The organism is Halomicrobium sp. HArcht3-1, from assembly GCF_058933345.1.
Window position 1 is genome coordinate 315,692 of the sequence record NZ_JBZYDM010000001.1, and the last position, 19,787, is coordinate 335,478.

The window sequence follows — 19,787 nt, forward strand, 5'->3', positions numbered from 1 at the left end:
GACACTCCTGTGGTGCGATTATTGCGATCCTCTCCCACCTCGATGTACTAGTGTGCGACAAAATTTTTATCAGTCACAAGGCGTACAATAGCGTGTCGTGGATCGAACGGGGTGGGGGTGACACGGTGAGCAACAAACGGACTCTGACGCGGCGTGGCGCACTGGCACTCGTGGGAAGTGGTAGTGCGCTGCTCGCGAGCAGGACGCTGGGAGTCACGTCGTCGTCGGTGGACCGGCAATCGTCTGTCAGCGTCGCTTCGGACACCGACGCTTTGCTCGGTATCGAGGGTCTGTCGGACGCTGATGGGGAGATCGTCCTCACGAACAACGGCACTGCCACCGTCGAGATCACCATCGAGACCGACGCGCTCGCCGTGGTCAGCCCACAGACTCCCTTCCTACTCGATCCGGGTGCCAGCAACGCCCGACGAGTGACGTTCGAACCTGATGGCAACACCAGCGACGATGTCACGATCACGGCGACGGACAGCCAGAAGATGGTGACACTGACCCGAACAGTGACGGCACCGCTGGTCAGCGAAGGAAAGTACAGGATCTATTCACAGAGAATGGATTCGAGAGAGTCCCTCGGACCTACTGGGGACTACTTCGTTAGTCGTACGGGAGGCACTGGTGAATGGTACATCACTCCTGAAGGGGGCGCATACACCATTCAGTGGGCCGGCTACAAGGACACCACTTACCCAAGCTACGTTGCGCCAGCGAGCGAGAACGAGGACGCAGACCTCAAATTAGTCGACTCCTCTTCACGCCAGAGATGGGAATTTGTGGAGATAACAGGCACGAACGACCAGTATCAGATCAGGAACGCCGACAACTCGTACGCGTTCCAAGAGAACGGATTGGGCAACAGGGTTACACAGTCCGTTCCGGACAAAAGTAAAGACAGTCAGAAGTGGTCGATTGGATGACAGGTCTCCCTCAGGAAACGACCAGGGACTGGGGGTCTGCACTCGAAGCGCGAAACGGGGACTGGCGTTACTCCCAGTCGAGACAGTGCGGCCAATCGACGGCACAGACGGTCCCTACCGCACCGAGTCCTCGTCGATGGTTTCGGCACCGGCGTCGTCCTGTGCCGAGTCGTCGGACGCCGGGTCCGGGTCGTCGACTGTCTCCTGAGCCTCGAACCGGTATCGTACCGACCCGTCGATGACGACGAACTGTTCGCCGTCGCGGTCCTCGATCACGCGGCGATCACTGTCGATGGCAACGTCGACGAGATCCTCCAGACTGTCGATGGTGACGACGTGTTCGTCTTCGCTGACCGCTGGGACATGCCCGACGGAAATCCACTCGTCGAATCGATCCCGCGTCCGGGCCAGCTCCAGTGTCGCGACCACCTCGGGCGGGAGGGTGAGTCGATCTCGGTGACCGGCGTACGCCAACCCGACGGCTGCCGCCAGTGACAGCGCTGCGAATCCAGCGCCACCGTATATTCGCCCCGTGTCCTTCTCGATGGGGACTGTGACGGTCTCTCGGCTGATGACTTCGCTTTGCTTGCCGGTCGTGTTCGCCGTCACGGTGTAGGTCGACCGCCCGGGTTCGATGCGTAGCCGATCGGTCCGGGTCCTGTTCAGCTCTCGGCCCTCGAACGTCGCGGTCACTCGCGTCGTGACGCGGACGAACACCTCGATACGGCCCGGCGTCCCCCCGAGTTCTCGCTCGATCTGGTTGGTTTCGTTGCGCTGTTTGGAGACGTTGATCCGGAACGGCGTGCGTGCGGTCTCGCCCGATTCGAGGGTCGATTCCGTCGACGCGAGTCGGTCGCTGACCTGCCAGAATTCGGTCTGCTCGCCGTCGGTGCCACTGACCGAGCGCTTGACCAGTGTCACGTTCGTCGTGACCGTCGCCCGTTCGACATCGTTTCCGTGGCGGAACCGGTGTTCGCCGGTCAGTTCGGGCGTGATGCTGGTGAGGTAGGCAGACCGATTGTCCAGCACGGTCCCGGCGTCGAACGTCCTCGTCGAGCGCTGGACGGTGGCGCGGTGGCTGAGATCACTCTCGGTCGACCACGTCGCGGCGGTTCGCTGTTCGGTTCTCGTGTCCGGGGCCGAAACCTCCTCGTAGGCGACGAATCCGCCAGCGCCGGCGAGCAAGAGACAGAGAAGGACGGCCACAGTGAGGTTCTGGGCGAGCCGATGGCGCACACGCAGTGCGGTCGACGGTGGGTCATCGGTCGCCATTGCCCACCACTGTCGTGTCCACTACCAAAGACGTGACGGTCGACAGAACCGGGGCCAGCGACCACTGTGGGTTCGACGACCGTCTTTTCGGAGAGAGCGATCATCGACTTCCCCTCGTGCTATGATACCGAATGACAGGGCCATGGGCCTCGAAACACGCTCTCGGACGAGTTCACCGTTCGATACATCCACGAGATATATATGTCAGTATGACCAATAACTGGTAACCACCTTGGTGGGTGGTCGAGTGAAAAACATGAACGCACGAACTCTACTCATAGGTATTGGTATCGTTGCAGTCGTTACTGGCGGCGTCCTCGGAAGCGGCGCGTTGACGACTGTGCAGGCAGATCGTACGGCGACCGTGTCGACCTCCGGTGATGCAAGCGCTGCGATCAGTCTCCAGCTCGCCGACGGCGCGTCCGATGTCGTCGAAGAAGGAAGCCCCGGTGACGATCTCGACCTCGCGTTTACGAACATCAACAAGAACGCGACGACCACTGTCTCGGCGATCAACGTCACGAACAACATCGGTGACACAGTGAACATCACCGCGGAAATTGAGTCAGGCACCAACTGGCTCACGGGTGCGACCGTCGAAACCTCCGAGTTAGGCAATGGCACCTCGACCGATATCGTCCTCGAAGTCACCACTGACGGGAGTGCGGACGCAGACTACTCCGAAGCGACGATCAACATCACCGCGACGACCGAATAACCGTTCACACGCGCGACGGTTCGGTCCACCCCATCGACGATCGGGTCACTCGGTCGTCGATAGCCAACGCGCTCGGCCGAACAGCCGACGCTGACACCGTGATCGTCCGCTGAGCAGTCCCACCATATGATTCGCCTTCATCACGCCGTACTCGTCGCCGCTGCTGTGTTCGCCCTCGGCGCAGTCGTGGCTACGGGTGCGTTCTCCGGTGGCGATCAGGCGGTTCGCGGTGTCTATTTGACGCCTGCTGACACCGAGAACGGGGAGCGCTACGCGACCGTCAACGACACCGGCCAGCTCGAACTGTCGATGACGAATCTCAATCCCGAAGCGACTACGGTCGCAGAGAGCGTTTTCCGCATCGGCACGGATCTCGAACAGGCACACGTCTGGATCGAGGACAATCGGTCGGCAGTCTCCTTCTATCGGATGGACACTGGGGCCACACTGGAAGACCCGGACAAGCCGGTGCAGTTACGCGACGGCGAGTCGGTACTGGTCGGCGTCGAAATCGAGACCGGGACCGAGACGGTCGTCCTCGAACAGATCACGCTGCGTGCGCTGGTGCCCGAGAACGACGGTGGCGGTGATGGGACCGCGACGGTGACCCAGACGGCGACTGCCACAGAAGCCACCGGTGGCAACACTGGCGGCGGAAACAGCGGAAACACTGGCGGCGGTTCGAACGACGACACGCCGACGCCGGCAACCGAGACAGCGACCGACACCGAAACGCCGGTGGCGACCGAGACCGGCGGTAGTGGCGGTGCAGTCGGTGGTGGCACGACGACTGCCACGCCGACGGCGACCTCGGCGACTGACGACGCCGGCACCGAGACGCCGACCGGCACGGCCACGCCGACTGCGACGGAGACCCAGACAGTCACGGCGACGCCCACGGCCACGTCAGTCTCGACCGACACCGGCGGTGGGGCCGGCCCGACCGAGACTCCCGATGGAAACGTCCGCGTCGTCGAGCTGACGACCGATCCCGAGCGACCGACCGTCGGGCAGGCGATCACGGTCACTGGGACCTTCGAGAACGCCGGGTCGACCGAGCGCAACGTCACGCTGGAACTGCGCGCCGACGGCGAGACCATCGCCACCGAGCGGGCGCGCCTCGCACCGGGCGAGCGTCGGACGGTCTCCGGGACGGTGACGTTCGACGAGCCGGGTGCCTACGAGGTCGCGCTCGGTGATCGGTCGGTCACCGTTACCGTGGTCGAGGACGACTCGTCGCTCCTCGAAATCGGGTCGTTCGCACCGCTGCTACTGGCCGTGCTGGCGTTGCTCGCTGGCGGACTGGGAGTGCTCGCCTACTGGCGGTCCGGCGGGCCGACACTGCTCGTCTCGGCCGACGACAGTAGCTGGTCGAAACTGGAACTGGTCCCGGACGACGATGCCGACGCCACCGTGACCGAAGACGACGGGCGGACGACGCTCCGGTTCGACCTCTCGGGTCGCGGCGTCGTGTCGATCGATCCAGCGTTCTCGGTCAGGAACGCTGTCGCGACGACTGTCGGCGTCCGGGTCGTCCCGGTCGATGCCGACGGCGAGTCGATCACGCGGGGCGTGACCGTCCAGAGCGCCGACGGGACGGATCTGACGACGTTCCCGGTGGACGCGGCGGCGCCGAACGTCCTCGAGGGCGGCGAGACGCTGACGGTGCGGGTGAGCGTCGACCGCGACGACGACGCCGCGACACAGATCGCGTCGCTTCGGGTCGAGGCGGACCCGGACAGCGAGTAACGTAGCGACGTGCGCTTCCGCTGGCCTACCCAATTTTCACATCTGATATTTCAGAGGGAATCATCAAGCCGCTGGCTAGCGAACCGCTCGATACGGTGACGATATGAGTAATCAGGGTCGTGTCGTCGGATCTGGTCGGTACCAGTCGCCGCTCTGGAGTGGCTTTCATGCCGTCGACCTCGTCGTACTGTTCTCAGTGCCGATACTCTTGCTTGGCATCTACCTGCTGCCGCTGGCGACGCGGGAGACGCTCGTGTTCCGGTACACGGACCCCTCGCTTTTGACTGCCTTCACCGCGTCGTTCGTCCACCTCGGGTCGTTGCATCTGGGCGTGAACGTGCTCGGCTACCTCCTCGTGGTGCCGGTGGCGTATCTGCTGAGTGTCGCCAGCGGCTGTCGAACCCGATTTTTCGTCGTCTTCGTCACTTTCGTGCTGGTGTTCCCGGTGTTGCTCTCGTATCTGAACCTCGCGGTGGTACGGCCAAGCGCCGGTGTTGGCTTCTCCGGGGTCGTGATGGCCTTCGTCGGCTATCTGCCCCTGGCACTGGCCGACTACCTCGAAGAGCGGGCGAACGTCGGACCGAGCAGGACGCTCGCGCCGGTCCTCTTTTTCCTCGGGATCGCACTGATCGCCGGGCTGAGCATCCAGTCTGTCCAGCGCCAGCGAGCGACGGTGTTGTTAGGGACCAGTGGACTCGTCCTGACGGCGGTGCTGTCGGCGCTCCTGTACTGGCTCTCGGCCCCGGACCACGCCACCGACGTGTTCCACAAGGTGCGGTCGACGGCGGGTCGTGCGGGCAGCGCCGAGTTGCTGAGTTTCACCGGCGTCCTGTTCGTCTCGTTCCTGTTCGTCGCGTTCCCGCCAGAAGTCGTCGACGGGACGACCGTCGTCAACGTCTACGTCCACCTGCTCGGCTACGCGCTCGGCTTCATCGCGACGTACGCGACCGTCGAAGCCAGCGTCCTCCTTCCCGGTGAGGGGACGGCGATATAGAGCCATCGGCCACCCGCTGTCCGGGGCGCTACCAAGCCTTTTGTCGGTCGCCGGTCTACGCCAGTCCGTGTCCGTTCGCTCGCTCGTCAGTCGGACGCTCGAAGTGCTCGCCGTCGTCGTCGTCGCCTCGCTGTTGCTCGGGGCCGTCCTCGGTCAGCCGATCCTTCTGAGCTACGTCGAGACGGGGAGCATGGAGCCGACCATCGACACCGGGGATGGGTTCGTCGCTATCCCGACACCACTGGCGGGCGGCATACAGGAAGGGGATGTCGTCGTCTACGAGGCCCGGGAACTACAGGGCGGTGGGTTGACCACCCACCGCGTCGTCGGCGAAACCGAGGCCGGCTACATCACCAAGGGCGATGCCAACCCCTTCACCGATCAGGACGGCCCGGAGCCACCGGTGACCGACGAGCAGATCGTCGCCGAGGCACTGCAGATCGGCGGGACCGTCGTCGTCATCCCGAAGCTCGGGGTCGCGATCGGTGCGATTCAGTCGGGCGTGCTCGGATTCCAGTCGACGTTCGCCCAAGCCGTCGGCTTCGGTGACTCGCTGGACCGACAGGGGTCCGGCGTCCTGCTGTTCGCCATCGGGTTCGCACTCTTCGCGCTCACGTTCGTCCTCGACGGCGGCCGCGAGCGCACGACCGACCGCTCTCGCCAGCGCGGGACGCTGTTGAACACTCGTACCGTGACGATCCTGCTGCTGGCGGCGGTGTTGCTCCCTGCCAACCTCGCGATGGTCGCCGGTGGCGGAACCCAGACGCTGACGGTCAGCGGCGAGGACATCGCCCAGAGTCCCGATGTCGAACCCGGCGAAGACACCACCTGGGACATCGGCGTGGACAACTACGGGTTCGTTCCGGTCATCCTCGTCTTCGAGGGCCAGAGTGCCGGCACGACGGTCATCGACGAACAACTGACCGTCGGGCCGGGGCAGGCGGCGACGCTGACGGTGGCCGCGACTGCACCGGGACCCGGCCAGCAGACGGCACTCTCCGTGACCGAGTACCGGTATCTGTACGTGTTGCCGCCCACGACGATCCGCGCGTTGCACGACATCCATCCGTTGCTGGCACTGGGCGTGGTCAACGCCGTCCTCGGCGGTGGCCTGTTCGCGGTCCTCGCGCGCGTCGTCGGCGTTGGCACGATCCGAGTCCGGGACCGGGGCAACGCCTCGCTTGGGACTCGACTACGGCGCCGATTCGGCTGACTCGGCGAGTGGCCGGCGGCGGACCGGGCCGATTTCGATCGCTGATAGCCGGCCAGCAGGCATAAATCGGGAGAGTCCAACCACCCGGTGAATGCCTGTCCAGACAGGGAGCGAGACGCTGGATACGATCCTCGACGGTGGCGTACCCGAGGGGAGAACGGTCCTCGTCACCGGCGGCCCGGGAACTGGCAAGAGCACACTCGCGATGCAGTACCTGCAGGCCGGTCTCGACGCCGGCGAGGACTGCCTCTACATCAGTACGGAACAGACTTTCGAGGAGATCGACGACTCCTTTTCTGATTTCGCGTTCGAACTCGACCACGAGCACCTGACGATCACGTCACTGCACGCGACGACGGGCTACACGGTCGACGAGGGCGAGGAGCGCGAACTCACGCTTGAGACGCTGGAGGGTGGCCAGATGCTCGGTGGCGACTACTCGGCCCCGTTCGAGGCCGAGTACATCACGACTCACCTCGAACGGTTCGCCCCCGCCGACCGGATCGTCCTCGACTCGGTGTCGGGCCTATCGGCGATGGGCGAGGACCGCGACGTGTTCCGCCGGACGATCCTCGACATGATTCGGTTGTTCGACGACGAGTTCGGTGCCACGACGCTGTTTACCGCCGAGGAGTCCCAGCCAAACGCGGCCCAGCAGGACGTCAAGACCGTCGCCGCGAGCGACGCCGTCCAGTTCAACACCCACGGTGTCGTCCGCCTGTGGCGTGAGGTCGTCGACGGAGACACCCATCGCTTCATCGAGGTCGTGAAGATGCGTGGCGTCGATCACGACACCCGCGTCCACGAGGTGACGTTCAGCGAGCAGGGCGTCAGGGTCAGCCCACGACTACGGACCCATCCCGGCGAGTTCGTCCCTTCGGAGTATATGACGACGCGAATCCCCGGGCTGGATACGCTGACTGGCGGCGGGATCGTGCTGGGTGGATCGATGGTGCTCGAACACGACGGACAGGCCAACCCCCATTCGATCCTGACGAATCTGATGGTCGAGGCGATCGAACAGGACATGGCGATCGCCATCGTCCCGCCGGTCGAACTCCCGCCAAAGCTCCTCAAAGAGATCATCGACGAGCGCGTCGGCGATATGCACGACCTGATGGCGAACGATCAGTTCTTCCTCGTCGACTTCACGAACGTCTGGCAGAACACCCGCCGGAACGTGTTCAAACCACAGGACCACGAGAGCGACGATCCCGAGACGGTGTTCAGGACGATCAACGAACGCCGAGGGGAGCGCCCGATCCTCAGCCTGATCAACGTCGAGGCGCAGTTGCCGACGCTCGACCCGGACCGACTCCGTCAGGTTCGCTTCTGGGAGGAGGAGAACCTCTTCCGACCCGCCGACACGTCGTTGTACTTCTACAACAGCGACGCCATGAACGACCAGCTGGCTGCGTTCTACCAGAACAGTGCGTGGCAGTCCCTGCGGACGTGGGTCAGTGACAACGGGCTTCAGTACGTGAAGCTGAAAAAATCGCCGGGGGGATATCTGGGATCGACCCGTCTCGTGGAGTACACTGACGACCCGCCGTACATGCAGGTGCTGAATCCGCCGGGCGTCGACGGAGGGAGCGAATGACGAACGCTGGCGGTGACGCAGTCCCGTCTCCCGGAACGAACGTCCTGGTGCTCGCGCCGTCGCTCAGTAACGCGAAACACGAGCAGTGTGCGCGCCTGTCGTCCCCAGACGATCCGACGACCCTCGACGTGCTTCGCGTCACGTATTCGAGCACGCCAGTCGAGATCGTCGCGGACTGGCAGGATCGCCACGGGACGCTCCCCGCGCGGATGGGGATCGTCGATGTCGGCGATCAGGTCGGCGTCGGTTCCAGTCCAGACCCCGACGTGCCGGACGGCGTCGTCGTGACGACGGCAAACCCCAACGACATCACGGGACTGGGGATGCGTCTGAACAACTACCTCAACGATCTGCACCCGGACCGACGGCTCGTGGTCTGTTTCGACTCCTTGACGGAGCTACTACAGTTCACCGACGTCAAGGCGGCGTTCAAGTTCCTTCACATGTTCACCGGACAGCTTCGCGAGACGGGTGCCATCGGTCACTTCCATCTGGACCCGAACGCGCTCGACGACCAGACGGTCAATCGGCTCAAGCCCGTGTTCGACGACGCCGTCAGCGCCGACTCCTAATCGTCACGAACAATATAGTTCGACCGACACTTTTTGCCCTCCGCCCACGTTGTGGCTGGTATGGACAGTCGAGAGTATTCGTTCGAGGGGACTGCGCCCGACATCAACGGCTACGCACACGTCAGCAACGAGGCAACTGTGGTCGGTGACGTGACGGTGGCGGCCAACGCCAACGTCTGGCCGGGGGTCGTCCTCCGTGGCGACGTTGCCCCGGTCGAAGTCGGTCACGAGAGCGCCATCGGCGACAACGCCGTCCTGCACGCGTCGACGGTCGGCGACCACGTCATGGTCGGCCACGGGGCAGTCCTGAACGACGCCACCGTCGAGGAGGGCGCACTCATTGGCTTCAATTCGACGGTCAGTGAGGCGACGATCGGTGCCGGCTCCATCGTCGCGATGGGCACCGTCGTCCCGCCGGGCTACGACGTGCCCCCGGATTCGTTCGTCAGGGGGATGCCCGCCTCCGTCACGCCCCTCTCGGAGACGACGATCGATCCTGAATCCGTCTTCGAGGCTTTCTCCTCGGGGGACTACGCGAACCTCGCGGCGCGTCACGAAGACCTGTTCGAGTAAGTGACTGAACCACAGTAATTGAATTCGCCGGGGTCCGATGGTCGTCACATGGTCCCCCTCCCTGCCGTCCGTTCGCACCGAACTATCGCCCTCGCTGGCGGTCTCGTCCACGCCGTCGCAGTGTTGCTCTGGGCGTTCACGAACGGTGTCAGCTACTCCGCCACCGACCCGTTTTCCATCGCGTTCGCACTCGGCTACGGCGCGGTCGGAATGGTGGCCTTTGCCGCCGTGCCCCTGTTCTTGCTGAGTCGCTACTCACTGGTGACGCCGACGCTCCTCGCGGCGTGGACGCTGGCCGACACCGTCTTTCAGTCGCTGTTCCTGACCCATCCACACCCCATCTCGTCGTATCTGACGGTCTGGCCGCTACTGGTCGGCGTCGTCGTCCTCGCCGGCATCGTCGAGACCGTCCTGCGTACCGTGATCGACCGCGCGTTCGGGGTCGCTCGCCTGCGGCCGCTGTGGGAGTCCGGTGAGGCGCAACACTAAACCCCCCGGTTGCGCATAGCACAGCCATGGACGACGTGGTCGACCTGGTGCACCGGTCGCTGGATGGGGAGAGTGACGCGGCGTTTCGCGAGCGCATCGCAACACAGGCCGACCAGTTACGCGAGGCGATCGAAGCCGGCACGTACGACAACGAGGACTTCGCGGTGGGACTGGAAGTCGAAGTGTACGCGATCAACGCCGAACCCGAACCGGTCTCCGAGGGCAACGGCGAAGCCGACGAGCCAGACGAACCCGACGAGGCGACACTGGACGACGACCTCGCAAGCGGCGGTGGCGGCGGGCTTGGTTCTCTGGAGCCAGCGGGTGACGACGACGCCGAGGCGGACGACCCGCTCGAAGCAGCGCCCGAGGACGACGCCACCGACGAGCCATACATGGACCCCGACGAGTGGATGGGACGGCTGGCCGAGCTACCCGAATCTACCTTCGAGGGTATCGCTGCCAAGGAACTGGGGGTCCACAACGCCGAAATCAACACCGACCCGGACGCGCTGGGCGCGACCGGACTGGAAGTCCAGACGACCTCCATCGAGATGCGGATCAAGAAGGCTCGCGACGCCGCTCGCGCCGAGAACCACGAACTCGTGCTGGACGCGATGTGGACCATCCCACCCGAGGAGGGCAGCGTCGAGTACCTCTCGGATATCGAGGAACGCGACGGGGTAGTGCTGGCCGACAACATGCGCCAGGACCCCCGGTACGTCGCACTGGACAACGAGGCCCTTCGCCACGCCGGCGGCGAGATCGATTTCGAGGTGCCGGGCTTTGCGGGATCGTTCCCGACGATCCTCTTCGAGTCGCTGACCTCCTCGATCCAGCCCCACCTTCAGATCCCCGACAGTGAGGCGTTCCCGGCCTACTACAACGCGGCGATCCGAACGCTCGGGCCGATCCTCGCGCTGACGGCGAACTCGCCGCTCCTGCCGGCGGACATGTACGAAGCGGTCGACGATCCCGAGGGGCTACTCGACGAGACCCACCACGAACTCAGGATCGCCGCCTTCGAGCAATCGGTCAACACCAGCGCCAACCCGAAAGTCCGGGTTCCGCGTGACATCGACACGGCGACGGACGTGGTCGACCGGGTCGTCGAGGACGACCTCTTCGCTCCCTTCCTCCGGGAGTGGATCGAGGAGGGCGGCCGCGAGAGTCTCCACGACACCTACTGGGAGTTCGATCACAAGCGGGGCACCTACTGGCGGTGGCTGCGCTGTGTGATCGGTGGCGACCCCGTCGACGGGGCCGGTGACGAGCACTCGCTGCGCATCGAGTACCGACCGATCCCGACCCAGCCGACCGTCAGGGACACCATCGCCGTCCAGACGCTGACGGCGGGGCTGATCCGGGGTCTCGTCGTGGCCGACCACCCCCTCGCGGAACTTCCATGGCAGGACGCGAAGACGAGTTTCTACAACGCCGCCCGCGACGGTCCCGAGGCCGATCTGTCGTGGGTTACCGCCGACGGACAGCGGACGACCGACCACGACGTGATCTACGACGAAATCTTCAGCCTCGCGCGGCGCGGTCTCGCCGCACAGGACGTGCCGGACGCCCGGATCGACGAGTTCCTCGAACCGGTCGAACGACGCCGAACGCTGGGGGCGACCCCGAGCACGTGGAAACTCGACCGCGTCCGGGAGCGCCTCGCCGAGTCCGACCTGCCCGACGCAATCGCCGAGACCCAGCGCGAGTACTACGAACTGAGCCGCGAGCACGACGCCTTCTACGAGTGGCTCTGATTGGGGCGGCTGTCGACGCGCCCGATCGGGCGCGGCTCAGACCGGCGTGACGCCGGTCCCCGACTCGACCGACCGGAGATCGATCCGCCCTTCTGCGAGTGACGGGCCGTCGTAGGCGTCCTCGGCCAACAGGAGCGCCCCGTCGAGGTCGGCGTACTCTGCAAGTGGCGCGAGGTGGCAGGCCGGCGCGATGGAGGCGTTCGATTCGAGCATACAGCCGAGCATGACGTCGAGTCCGGCGGCGTGGGCGGCGTGGATCTGCTCGACTGCGGGGCGGACGCCGCCACACTTCATCAGTTTCACCGTCACGATCTCGCAGGCGTCTGCCACCGAGCGCACGTCCGCGGCCGTGACACAGCTCTCGTCGGCACAGATTGCCAGCGGTGCGGTCTCGTGAACCCGCCGGAGACCCGCGATGTCGTCGGCTGGAACGGGCTGTTCGAGGAACTCGACGCCCTGCTCGGCCAGCCAGCGGGCCTGTTCGATCGCCTCGTCGGGCGACCACGCGCCGTTGGCGTCGACCCGGATCGTCGCGTCGGGTGCGGCCCGACGGACGGCCCGGACTCTGGCACGGTCGTCGTCGGTGCCGACCTTCACTTTCAGCACCTCGAAGCCCTCGGCGACGGCACGCTCTGCCTTCCTCGCCATCTCGTCGGGGTCGTCGAGACCGATGGTAAAGGACGACCGAGGCGCTGCGTCGGGGTCGAGTCCCCACTGGCGATAGCAGGGCACACCCAGCGTCTGGGCGGCGAGGTCGGCCAGCGCGGTCGAGATAGCTGCTCGCGCTGCAGGCGCATCGGGCGCTTCCTCGGCGAGGACCGCCCCGACCCGCTGGCCGGCGTGTGGATCGTCCCATTCCTCGACGACGGGACGGAGGGTTTCGAGCGTCGCCACGACCGAGTCGGCGCTCTCACTGTAGTACGCGGTCGGTGCTGCTCCGCCGACGCCCGTCGTGCCCTCGTGGGTGAATTCGACCGTCACGACCGCCGCGGTCGTGGTCGTCCCGCGGGCGATCCCGAACGGATCGGCGGTCGGCAGGTCGTGGCGGGAGAGCGTGAGATTCACAGCAGCGCCTCCAGCACGTCGTCGCCGACGCCAAAGCGGACGGGATCGGTTGCGGGGACACCCAGATCGGCCCCGTACTCCGCGACCGCCCGGTGGGCCGCATCGTCGCGCAGCGACTGGGTGTTGAGCATCCCGGCGACGACGGCGCTCTCCCGGACGGGTGTGGCGACTCGCTCGTAGAGGTCGGCGTACGCCGCGACCGACGGGATGGCCGTGTCCTCGTAGCCGTGGACCTCCGTCCGGCCGGCGACGTGACACATGACGAGCGAATCTGGCTGTGCGCCGTGCAGGATGCTCGTCGTCACGCCCGAGTAGGCGGGATGGCCCAGCGCGCCCTGTCCCTCGACGATCACCAGGTCGTGGTCCGCGGCGGCCGTCTCGACGAGTCGCTCGACGGCACCCGCGGCGAAGTCCGCGATCACCCGGTCGACGACGATGCCCCACCCTTCGATGAGGACGCCGGTCTGGCCGGTCGGGACGACGGCGGCGTCGATCCCACGCTCGCGAGCGGCGTCGCGCAGTTCGTAACTGGCGGTCATCTTCCCCGACGAGCAGTCCGTTCCGACCGTCAGCACCACGTCGGCGTCGACGCTCCCGGCGGTCCCGTCGGCGACGGTGAGGTCCTCGGGTGGCCGGCGCAGATCCCGCAGTTCGGCGTCGTGTTCGGCGGCGAGTGCGACGAACTCCTCGTCGTCGGCCAGAAAGTAGTGCAGCCCGGCGATCACGTCACAGTCGCGCTCGATGGCGGCTCGCACTTCCGACCGCCACGATTCGTCGAACCCACCGCCGATGGGCGCGATGCCGATCACCAGCGCGTCGACCGGGGGTACCTCGTCCATGCTCGCGACGATAGGGGCGTCCTGTACGTCGGCGACGTGGTCGGCCACGCGATCGCCTGCGTTCGCGCGATCGATCACCGCTCGCACGGTCTGGTCGCCGTACCGCAACATCCCCAGTGCCGTCTTGGCCCGGCCGGGAAACTGCTCGTGGGCGAGCAATGCGATGTCCATATCGCAGTGTCACAGGGGCGGTGAGTAAAACCTCGCCCCGTTGGCAGCGCGGTCTCGGAGTAGTGACCGACGACCGGGAAACAGGGTACCGAACGCCCGCGCCACGCTCACAGCACTCGAAGCCGGACGGTCCAGAACTCGTGGACGGCGTCGGCGAGCGCGTCCTCGGGGTCGCCGGTGGCGTCGACTCGCTGGGTCACGTCCGCCACGTCCGAAAAGTGCGAGAGGATGCTGCGCTCGCCGACCACGTAGAGGGTGTCGACGTTGCGCTCCTCGATGGCGGCCAGACAGCGGTCGACGTGGGAGTCGATCTGGGCGTCGCGCAGGCGTTCGAAGCGACCCTGCGAGAAGCCGCCCTTGGAGTGCTGGCTCTTGAGGTCGGAGTCGAAGCCGTGGAAGGCGACCCGGTCGCGGCCGTCGAACTCGCCGAGCGCGAACAGGTCGGAACGAACGAGTGCAACGGCGTACTCGCCGCGTGGCTGGAGCCAGTCGCGGTCGATGGCGAACCCATCGCACCAGTCGGCGAACGGTTCGGGTGGAACCGGCGTCGACAGCGTCGCCGCGACGAGACCGGCGTCGTCCGTACAGCACAGGCAGGGGGCGGCCCGACGGACCAGCGGCGCGTCGTCACCGAGAGTCTCGCGGACGGCCGGCGGGAGGTCGTGGCCGTCGTCGACGTAGGCAGTCAGCGCGCCTTCGGGGCCGGTCGAAAACGAGTCGAGGCGGTCGAGGACGGCGTCGAGACGCTCGCCCGTCAGCGCGGTCTCGCGTCGAAACTCACCCTCGCCCGCGTCGTCGTTGAGCCGTTCGACCCGATCTTCCAGTTCCGTCACGCGGTCTTCGAGGCGATTGACCTGCTGCTCTGCGGCCTGTCTGTCACTGACTGCGTCGGCCCGGCGCTCCTGTTCGGCCTCGAGCTGACGCTGCAGGTGGCGCTTGTCGTCTTCCAGTTCTGCGACGCGCTCTTTCAGCGACGCGCGACCGAGCACCCTGTCGAGCATCGACTGGGAGCGGGTCGCCCTGACGTATAAACGTTCACACCATCGAGCCGTGTGGAATCCGGTCCGACGGCGTTCACACCGCCGTGTCGCTGGTCAACGAGAGTAACTGCTCGGCCCGGTCGGCCTTCGCGAGCAACACCTCCTGTAGTGTCGGCGGATTCTGCACGTCGGCCGCCGCCAGTACGTCTTCGGGGACGGTCAGCGTGTCGGCGGGGACCGTCTCGTCGCCCTCGACCGCAAGGTGATGTGTTCCGACCTTCATCACGAGGGGGTGGTTCGTCCGCTCGACGCCGTCACCAGTCGTGTAGAGTTGCTCGTTGACCCGCTCGTGTTGCTCGCGGCACATCGCCGGCGAGCCGTCTGCGCTGGGCTCGACGTAGAGTCGTCCCAGATAGTAGCCACGCGAAAACTGTTCGAACATGCTGTACGGGTCATGCTATGTGGTACCACGTCATAAACCCTCGCCGAGAGCTTTATGTCGATGGGCAATGCTATTGCTCCGCCGTCGGTGGTAATGGCTGCTTCACTGACCCGTCGGGTCGTCGCCGTGCTGGTGATCGGTCGCTCGCGCTGGCCGCGCGGTGACTGCTCGAAGTGTCGACCAGTGCTGCCGTCTGAGAACGGATAATGAACTCTATCACGACCGCTCTATCCGTTTGAGCTGGCAGTAAACGGTTCATAGCCGGTGCGTGCGCGCGCTAAACGGTGCGAACAGTGGGTGTCGTTTTTTATCGTGTATCACAGAGGTCCTCGTACATGCACAGTCGGCAGGCCGCGCTCGTCGTCGTGCTCGCGGTCCTCGCGATCGGCATCGCGACGCTCCCGGTGAGCGCTGCGAGCACGCAGACCACGAACGAGACCGCGGACAACGAGACGACGAACATGGGGACCCAGCTGACGGCCTTCATGCAGGCAAGCGCTGCACAGACCAGCGACACGGTCGAATCGGGTATGTGGACGGCCGGATTCGAGCGTGCCAACGAGTCCGAACGGGCACGGCTGGCGACCGATCGAACAGTACGGATCGAACAGCGCCTCCAGCACCTGCAGGAACGAAATCGAACACTGCGCCAGCGATACGAGAACGGGTCGCTCCCGGAACCGGCCTACGTCGCCCAGTCGAGCCGACTCGCTGGGCGGATCGCAGCGCTCCAGACCAGTGTCGACGACACTGCAGCGGCTGTCGAGGCCGCGGGCGTCGAGACGGGCGAGGTCGGGCGGCTCAGAGAGCAGGTCCGAAACGTGACGACACCCACGATTCCCGGTGTCGCTCGCGGCGTCACGGGGACCGACGGCCCACCGGCACGCGCTGGGTCACCGACCGATGCCGGCCCGCCGAGCGAAACTGGTCCATCGACGAACAGCAGTCAACGCGGCCCGCCGGCCGATGCCGGGCCAGCGACGAACACGACGAACGGCAGTCAACGCGGCCCGCCGGCCGACGCCGGGTCGGCCAGTGAGACCAGCGGGCAAGCCGACGACGCCCGGAACAGCGATGGCCCCCCCACCAACCGGACTGGCGGATCGAACACTACCGGACCGCCGGACGAGGCGTCCACTCCCGAGAGACCGTCCCAGACAGGCGCGAGTAACGGGGCCGGTCAGTCAGGAACGAGTGCGTCAGATTCTGCTGCTTCCAGTAACGACGCCGGCGGTGGTGACGGCGACGGCCCTCGGGATACGGGTGTGTCAAACGGATCCGATGATGGGCCGTCGGACGACAGTGAGTCGACTGCGACACCGGACGACAGCGATTCCGACGCCAGTTCTGACACCGACGCTGCCGGTGACGGTGGGGCCGCCGAGGGAGACAGTTCGGCGAGCGACGGTGCTGCTGCCAGTGAATCGACCGGTTCGGATGGGGGCGGATCGGACAGTGCGACCGGCTCGACCAACGACGCTGACGGGCAGGCAGGCGATGCCGCTGGCGGCCAGTCCGACGAGACGGACAGTCAGCCGGACAACTCCGGTGGCGGCGACCAGTCGAGCAACGCGGGCGGCCAGTCGAACGATGGTGGCAGCCAATCGAGTGACGCGGGCAGCCAGTCGAACGATGGTGGTGACCAATCGAGTGAATCGGGCAGCCAGTCGAACGACGGTGGCAGCCAATCGAGTGACGCGGGCGGCCAGTCGGGCGATGCTGCTGGCGGCCAGTCGGGCGGCGGGCCGGGGAACAGCCCGTAATCCACAGCGGGCGAGGGGACACGCTTTTCAGCGCCGATAGCCTACCTCGTACCGAATGGACTCCGCCGAGCTACTCGACCTTCTCGGAAACGCGAACCGACGGCGTATTCTGCGATTGCTAGCCCACAAGCCCTGTTATGTCACCGAGATCAGCGAGTACATCGGCGTCAGTCCGAAGGCCGTCATCGATCATCTCGAAAAACTCGAACAGGCGGGTCTCATCGAGAGCCGAACCGACGACCAGCGGCGCAAGTACTTCTCGATCGCTCGCAATCTCCGGCTCGAAGTCCGGGTCTCGCCCTACGAGTTCGGTACCAAGAGCGCCTATCCGGCCCGCCGCGGGTTCGACATGAGTTCCTGTCGCCATCTCACTATCGACGTGGGCAGTGACGATAGCGACGAGCTACAGGATCTCGTCGGGAGTCTGGAACGGCTCGAACAGCTCGAAAACGAACTGTCGCTCGCCCAGCGGTGGGTGCAGGGACAGGTGACGGACGTTCGCGAGCGGATCAGCGAGGCCGTCGACGACGGCCGCGAGGACGGGCGGCTGTACGCCGAGATCGTCAGTGCCCTCGCCAACGGGCGACAGTCCGTGCGCCGGATCAGCGCCGAGGTCGAGGCACCGCCACGACTCGTCGAAGACTCGCTCGAATGGCTCGCAGAGGAAGGGATCGTCGAGCGCCACGCGGACGGGTGGCGACTGTCGGACTAAGTCACAGATCGCGTGTCAGGCCATCGCGCAGATCACGACCGAGATAGTGCCCCAGCAGTGCGGCTGCCCCGCCCACCAGCCCGCCGGCGACGGGGAGGAGTCCGCCGGAGACGACCGAGAGTGTGATCGTGGTGACCACGGTCGTCAACACGCCGACGAGCGCGCCCGCGACGGTGGCTTCGACGTAACGCGATCCCGTCGCGACGACGCCCAGACCGAAGAGGGCAACGAGAATACCGACGACGCCGCTGAGTGGTCCAAGCGGGATCGCACCGCCGATGACGAACACACCGACGAGCGCGCCGATCACTTGGAGGGCAAAGGAGGGCAGCGAGACGGCATCGTCGACGCGCCCGCGTAGCCCGCCGCTCGTCTCGGCCGTGGCGTCGGCCGTCCGCTCGGTGTCGGTTCCGAAGTCAGTGAAATCCGTCCCGAAGTCGTCGTCCAGCCCCCCATCGTCGATTCCGCCGTCCACGTCGAAACCGTCGTCGACACCGACCTCGCCGACGCTGTCCTCTTCGACCTCCCTCGTCAGGTCGTCGGTACGTTCGCTCATACCGACATGTGGGTCGGCCAACGGTATGGGCCTTTCTCTGTTCGCGGTCCGGTCGAACCCGGAAACGGGAGGGTTTACGTCCGGGCGTGTGGAACGACCGGGCATGAACGCAGGCGACCGCATCCACGTCGAGCGCGGAGACCAGGCCTACGAGGGCGTGTTGCTCCCGTCGAGTACGCCCGAACACCTCGTCGTCAAACTCGACGGCGGCTACAACGTCGGGATCGACCGCGACGACGCATCGGTCGACGTGCTGGAATCGGACGTGTACGACATCGAGAGCGCACAGGACGAGGAGGGGAGTTCGACCGTCGAGTTCGACGACGACCTGCCGACGGTGTCGCTCATCTCGACCGGCGGCACCATCGCCTCGACGGTCGACTACCGCACCGGCGCGGTGACCGCGCAGTTCGACGCCGAGGACGTGCTCCGGGCGGTTCCCGATCTGGCCGGGATGGCGAACTATCGCGGCCGCGTCGTCGCGAACATCCTCTCGGAGAACATGACGCCCGCAGTGTGGCAGGACCTCGCACAGGCAGTCCACGAGGAGATCGAAGCCGGCGCGGACGGCGTCGTCGTCATGCACGGCACGGACACGATGCAGTTCACCGCCAGTGCGATGGCTTTCATGCTCGATACGCCGGTCCCCATCGTCTTCACCGGCAGCCAGCGCTCCGCTGACCGTCCGTCCTCGGACAACGTGATGAACGCCGTCTGCGCCGTCGAGGCTGCCAAGAGCGACGCCGCGGAAGTCCTCGTCTGTATGCACGGAAGCGAGTCCGACGACCGCTGTGCACTCCACCGGGGCACGCGAGTGCGCAAGAATCACACCTCGCGCCGAGACGCCTTCGAGACAGTCGGCGCGGAGCCACTGGGTGTCGTCGACTACGACATCTTGACCGAGGGCGAGACGGGTGTCTCGTTCCGCCGTGAGTACGCGGAACGCGGGGTGACGGACCTCGACATCGCCGCGGAACTGGCGACCGACGTGGAACTGGTGAAGTTCACGCCCGGCACCGACCCCCGACGCCTCGAAGCCTGCGCCGACGCCGACGGCATCGTCGTGGAAGGGACCGGACTGGGCCACGTCAACACCGACTGGATCGACGTGGTCGACGACCTGACCGACGACGGTACCAGCGTGGTCATGACCAGCCAGTGTCTCGAAGGGCGCGTCTGTGACCGCGTGTACGACACTGGCCGTGACCTGCTCGATGCCGGTGTGATCGAGGGCGAGGATATGATGCCGGGGACGGCGAAGGTGAAACTGATGTGGGCACTCGCGAACACGGAGAACGTCGCCGACACGATGCAGACGCCTCTCGCAGGCGAGATTCAGGACCAGTCCCGCCCCTGGACCTGACCGTTCGACCGGAACGTAGGTTCA

At 65.7% G+C, this 19,787-nt stretch carries 19 protein-coding genes; 13 read left to right on the top strand and 6 right to left on the bottom strand.

Annotated elements, in window-relative coordinates; all coding sequences use genetic code 11:
• Positions 1-227 precede the first annotated feature (227 nt).
• Entirely contained in the window at positions 228-932 is a 705-nt protein-coding gene (locus AC5FRW_RS01710; protein WP_493566689.1) for a hypothetical protein, read from the top strand.
• Between the two features lie 114 nt (positions 933-1,046).
• Here AC5FRW_RS01710 and AC5FRW_RS01715 read toward each other — a convergent pair whose 3' ends face one another.
• Positions 1,047-2,204, bottom strand: coding sequence for a DUF5305 domain-containing protein (locus tag AC5FRW_RS01715; protein WP_493566690.1), 1,158 nt, complete (start codon positions 2,202-2,204; stop codon positions 1,047-1,049).
• 256 nt (positions 2,205-2,460) lie between these two features.
• Here AC5FRW_RS01715 and AC5FRW_RS01720 point away from each other — a divergent pair, with 256 nt between their 5' ends.
• From AC5FRW_RS01720 to AC5FRW_RS01760, 9 genes are all read left to right on the top strand, one after another.
• The gene (locus AC5FRW_RS01720) at positions 2,461-2,922 is read left to right on the top strand and encodes a hypothetical protein (RefSeq protein WP_493566691.1); all 462 of its coding nucleotides are present in this window, start codon (positions 2,461-2,463) and stop codon (positions 2,920-2,922) included.
• Positions 2,923-3,048: 126 nt separating this feature from the next.
• Positions 3,049-4,671 (top strand): CARDB domain-containing protein, encoded by a 1,623-nt coding sequence (locus tag AC5FRW_RS01725; protein WP_493566692.1) that lies wholly within the window; start codon positions 3,049-3,051, stop codon positions 4,669-4,671.
• Between the two features lie 103 nt (positions 4,672-4,774).
• Positions 4,775-5,665 (top strand): hypothetical protein, encoded by an 891-nt coding sequence (locus tag AC5FRW_RS01730; RefSeq protein WP_493566693.1) that lies wholly within the window; start codon positions 4,775-4,777, stop codon positions 5,663-5,665.
• A 67-nt stretch (positions 5,666-5,732) separates the two neighbouring features.
• Positions 5,733-6,878 (top strand): signal peptidase I, encoded by a 1,146-nt coding sequence (locus tag AC5FRW_RS01735; RefSeq protein WP_493566694.1) that lies wholly within the window; start codon positions 5,733-5,735, stop codon positions 6,876-6,878.
• Between the two features lie 91 nt (positions 6,879-6,969).
• On the top strand, positions 6,970-8,478 hold the full coding sequence (locus AC5FRW_RS01740; protein ID WP_493566695.1) for an RAD55 family ATPase: 1,509 nt from the start codon (positions 6,970-6,972) through the stop codon (positions 8,476-8,478).
• Complete coding sequence (locus AC5FRW_RS01745; RefSeq protein ID WP_493566696.1) at positions 8,475-9,050, top strand: DUF7504 family protein; 576 nt, start codon at positions 8,475-8,477, stop codon at positions 9,048-9,050. Before AC5FRW_RS01740 ends, AC5FRW_RS01745 begins: the two co-directional genes overlap by 4 nt.
• 60 nt (positions 9,051-9,110) lie before the next feature.
• Complete coding sequence (locus AC5FRW_RS01750) at positions 9,111-9,623, top strand: gamma carbonic anhydrase family protein (RefSeq protein WP_493566697.1); 513 nt, start codon at positions 9,111-9,113, stop codon at positions 9,621-9,623.
• A 48-nt stretch (positions 9,624-9,671) separates the two neighbouring features.
• Positions 9,672-10,112, top strand: coding sequence for a hypothetical protein (locus AC5FRW_RS01755; RefSeq protein ID WP_493566698.1), 441 nt, complete (start codon positions 9,672-9,674; stop codon positions 10,110-10,112).
• Positions 10,113-10,138: 26 nt separating this feature from the next.
• Positions 10,139-11,872: a glutamate-cysteine ligase family protein gene (locus AC5FRW_RS01760; protein WP_493566699.1), complete on the top strand. Its 1,734-nt coding sequence runs from the start codon at positions 10,139-10,141 to the stop codon at positions 11,870-11,872.
• Positions 11,873-11,908: 36 nt separating this feature from the next.
• Here AC5FRW_RS01760 and AC5FRW_RS01765 read toward each other — a convergent pair whose 3' ends face one another.
• The 4 genes from AC5FRW_RS01765 to AC5FRW_RS01780 form a co-directional block, all read right to left on the bottom strand.
• A complete protein-coding gene (locus tag AC5FRW_RS01765) occupies positions 11,909-12,937 on the bottom strand; it encodes a dipeptide epimerase (protein WP_493566700.1) in 1,029 nt (342 codons plus the stop codon).
• Positions 12,934-13,947, bottom strand: coding sequence for an N-acetyltransferase DgcN family protein (locus AC5FRW_RS01770; RefSeq protein WP_493566701.1), 1,014 nt, complete (start codon positions 13,945-13,947; stop codon positions 12,934-12,936). Before AC5FRW_RS01770 ends, AC5FRW_RS01765 begins: the two co-directional genes overlap by 4 nt.
• A 107-nt stretch (positions 13,948-14,054) precedes the next feature.
• Positions 14,055-14,948 carry a Vms1/Ankzf1 family peptidyl-tRNA hydrolase gene (locus AC5FRW_RS01775; RefSeq protein WP_493566702.1) on the bottom strand — a complete coding sequence of 298 codons (894 nt, stop codon included), beginning with the start codon at positions 14,946-14,948 and terminating at the stop codon, positions 14,055-14,057.
• Between the two features lie 73 nt (positions 14,949-15,021).
• The gene (locus AC5FRW_RS01780) at positions 15,022-15,369 is read right to left on the bottom strand and encodes a DUF5802 family protein (RefSeq protein WP_493566703.1); all 348 of its coding nucleotides are present in this window, start codon (positions 15,367-15,369) and stop codon (positions 15,022-15,024) included.
• Positions 15,370-15,704: 335 nt separating this feature from the next.
• On the opposite strand from AC5FRW_RS01780, the gene AC5FRW_RS01785 reads away from it, so the two are divergent.
• Together AC5FRW_RS01785 and AC5FRW_RS01790 are read left to right on the top strand one after the other, a co-directional pair.
• A complete protein-coding gene (locus AC5FRW_RS01785) occupies positions 15,705-17,132 on the top strand; it encodes a hypothetical protein (protein ID WP_493566704.1) in 1,428 nt (475 codons plus the stop codon).
• A gap of 55 nt (positions 17,133-17,187) precedes the next feature.
• Positions 17,188-17,844, top strand: coding sequence for an ArsR/SmtB family transcription factor (locus AC5FRW_RS01790; protein WP_493566705.1), 657 nt, complete (start codon positions 17,188-17,190; stop codon positions 17,842-17,844).
• Position 17,845: 1 nt separating this feature from the next.
• On the opposite strand, the gene AC5FRW_RS01795 is transcribed toward AC5FRW_RS01790, so the two are convergent.
• Positions 17,846-18,400, bottom strand: coding sequence for a DUF8526 domain-containing protein (locus tag AC5FRW_RS01795; RefSeq protein ID WP_493566706.1), 555 nt, complete (start codon positions 18,398-18,400; stop codon positions 17,846-17,848).
• 103 nt (positions 18,401-18,503) lie between these two features.
• Here AC5FRW_RS01795 and gatD point away from each other — a divergent pair, with 103 nt between their 5' ends.
• Positions 18,504-19,763, top strand: a complete 1,260-nt coding sequence (gatD, locus tag AC5FRW_RS01800; RefSeq protein ID WP_493566707.1) for a Glu-tRNA(Gln) amidotransferase subunit GatD — start codon at positions 18,504-18,506, stop codon at positions 19,761-19,763.
• Positions 19,764-19,787: the final 24 nt, after the last annotated feature.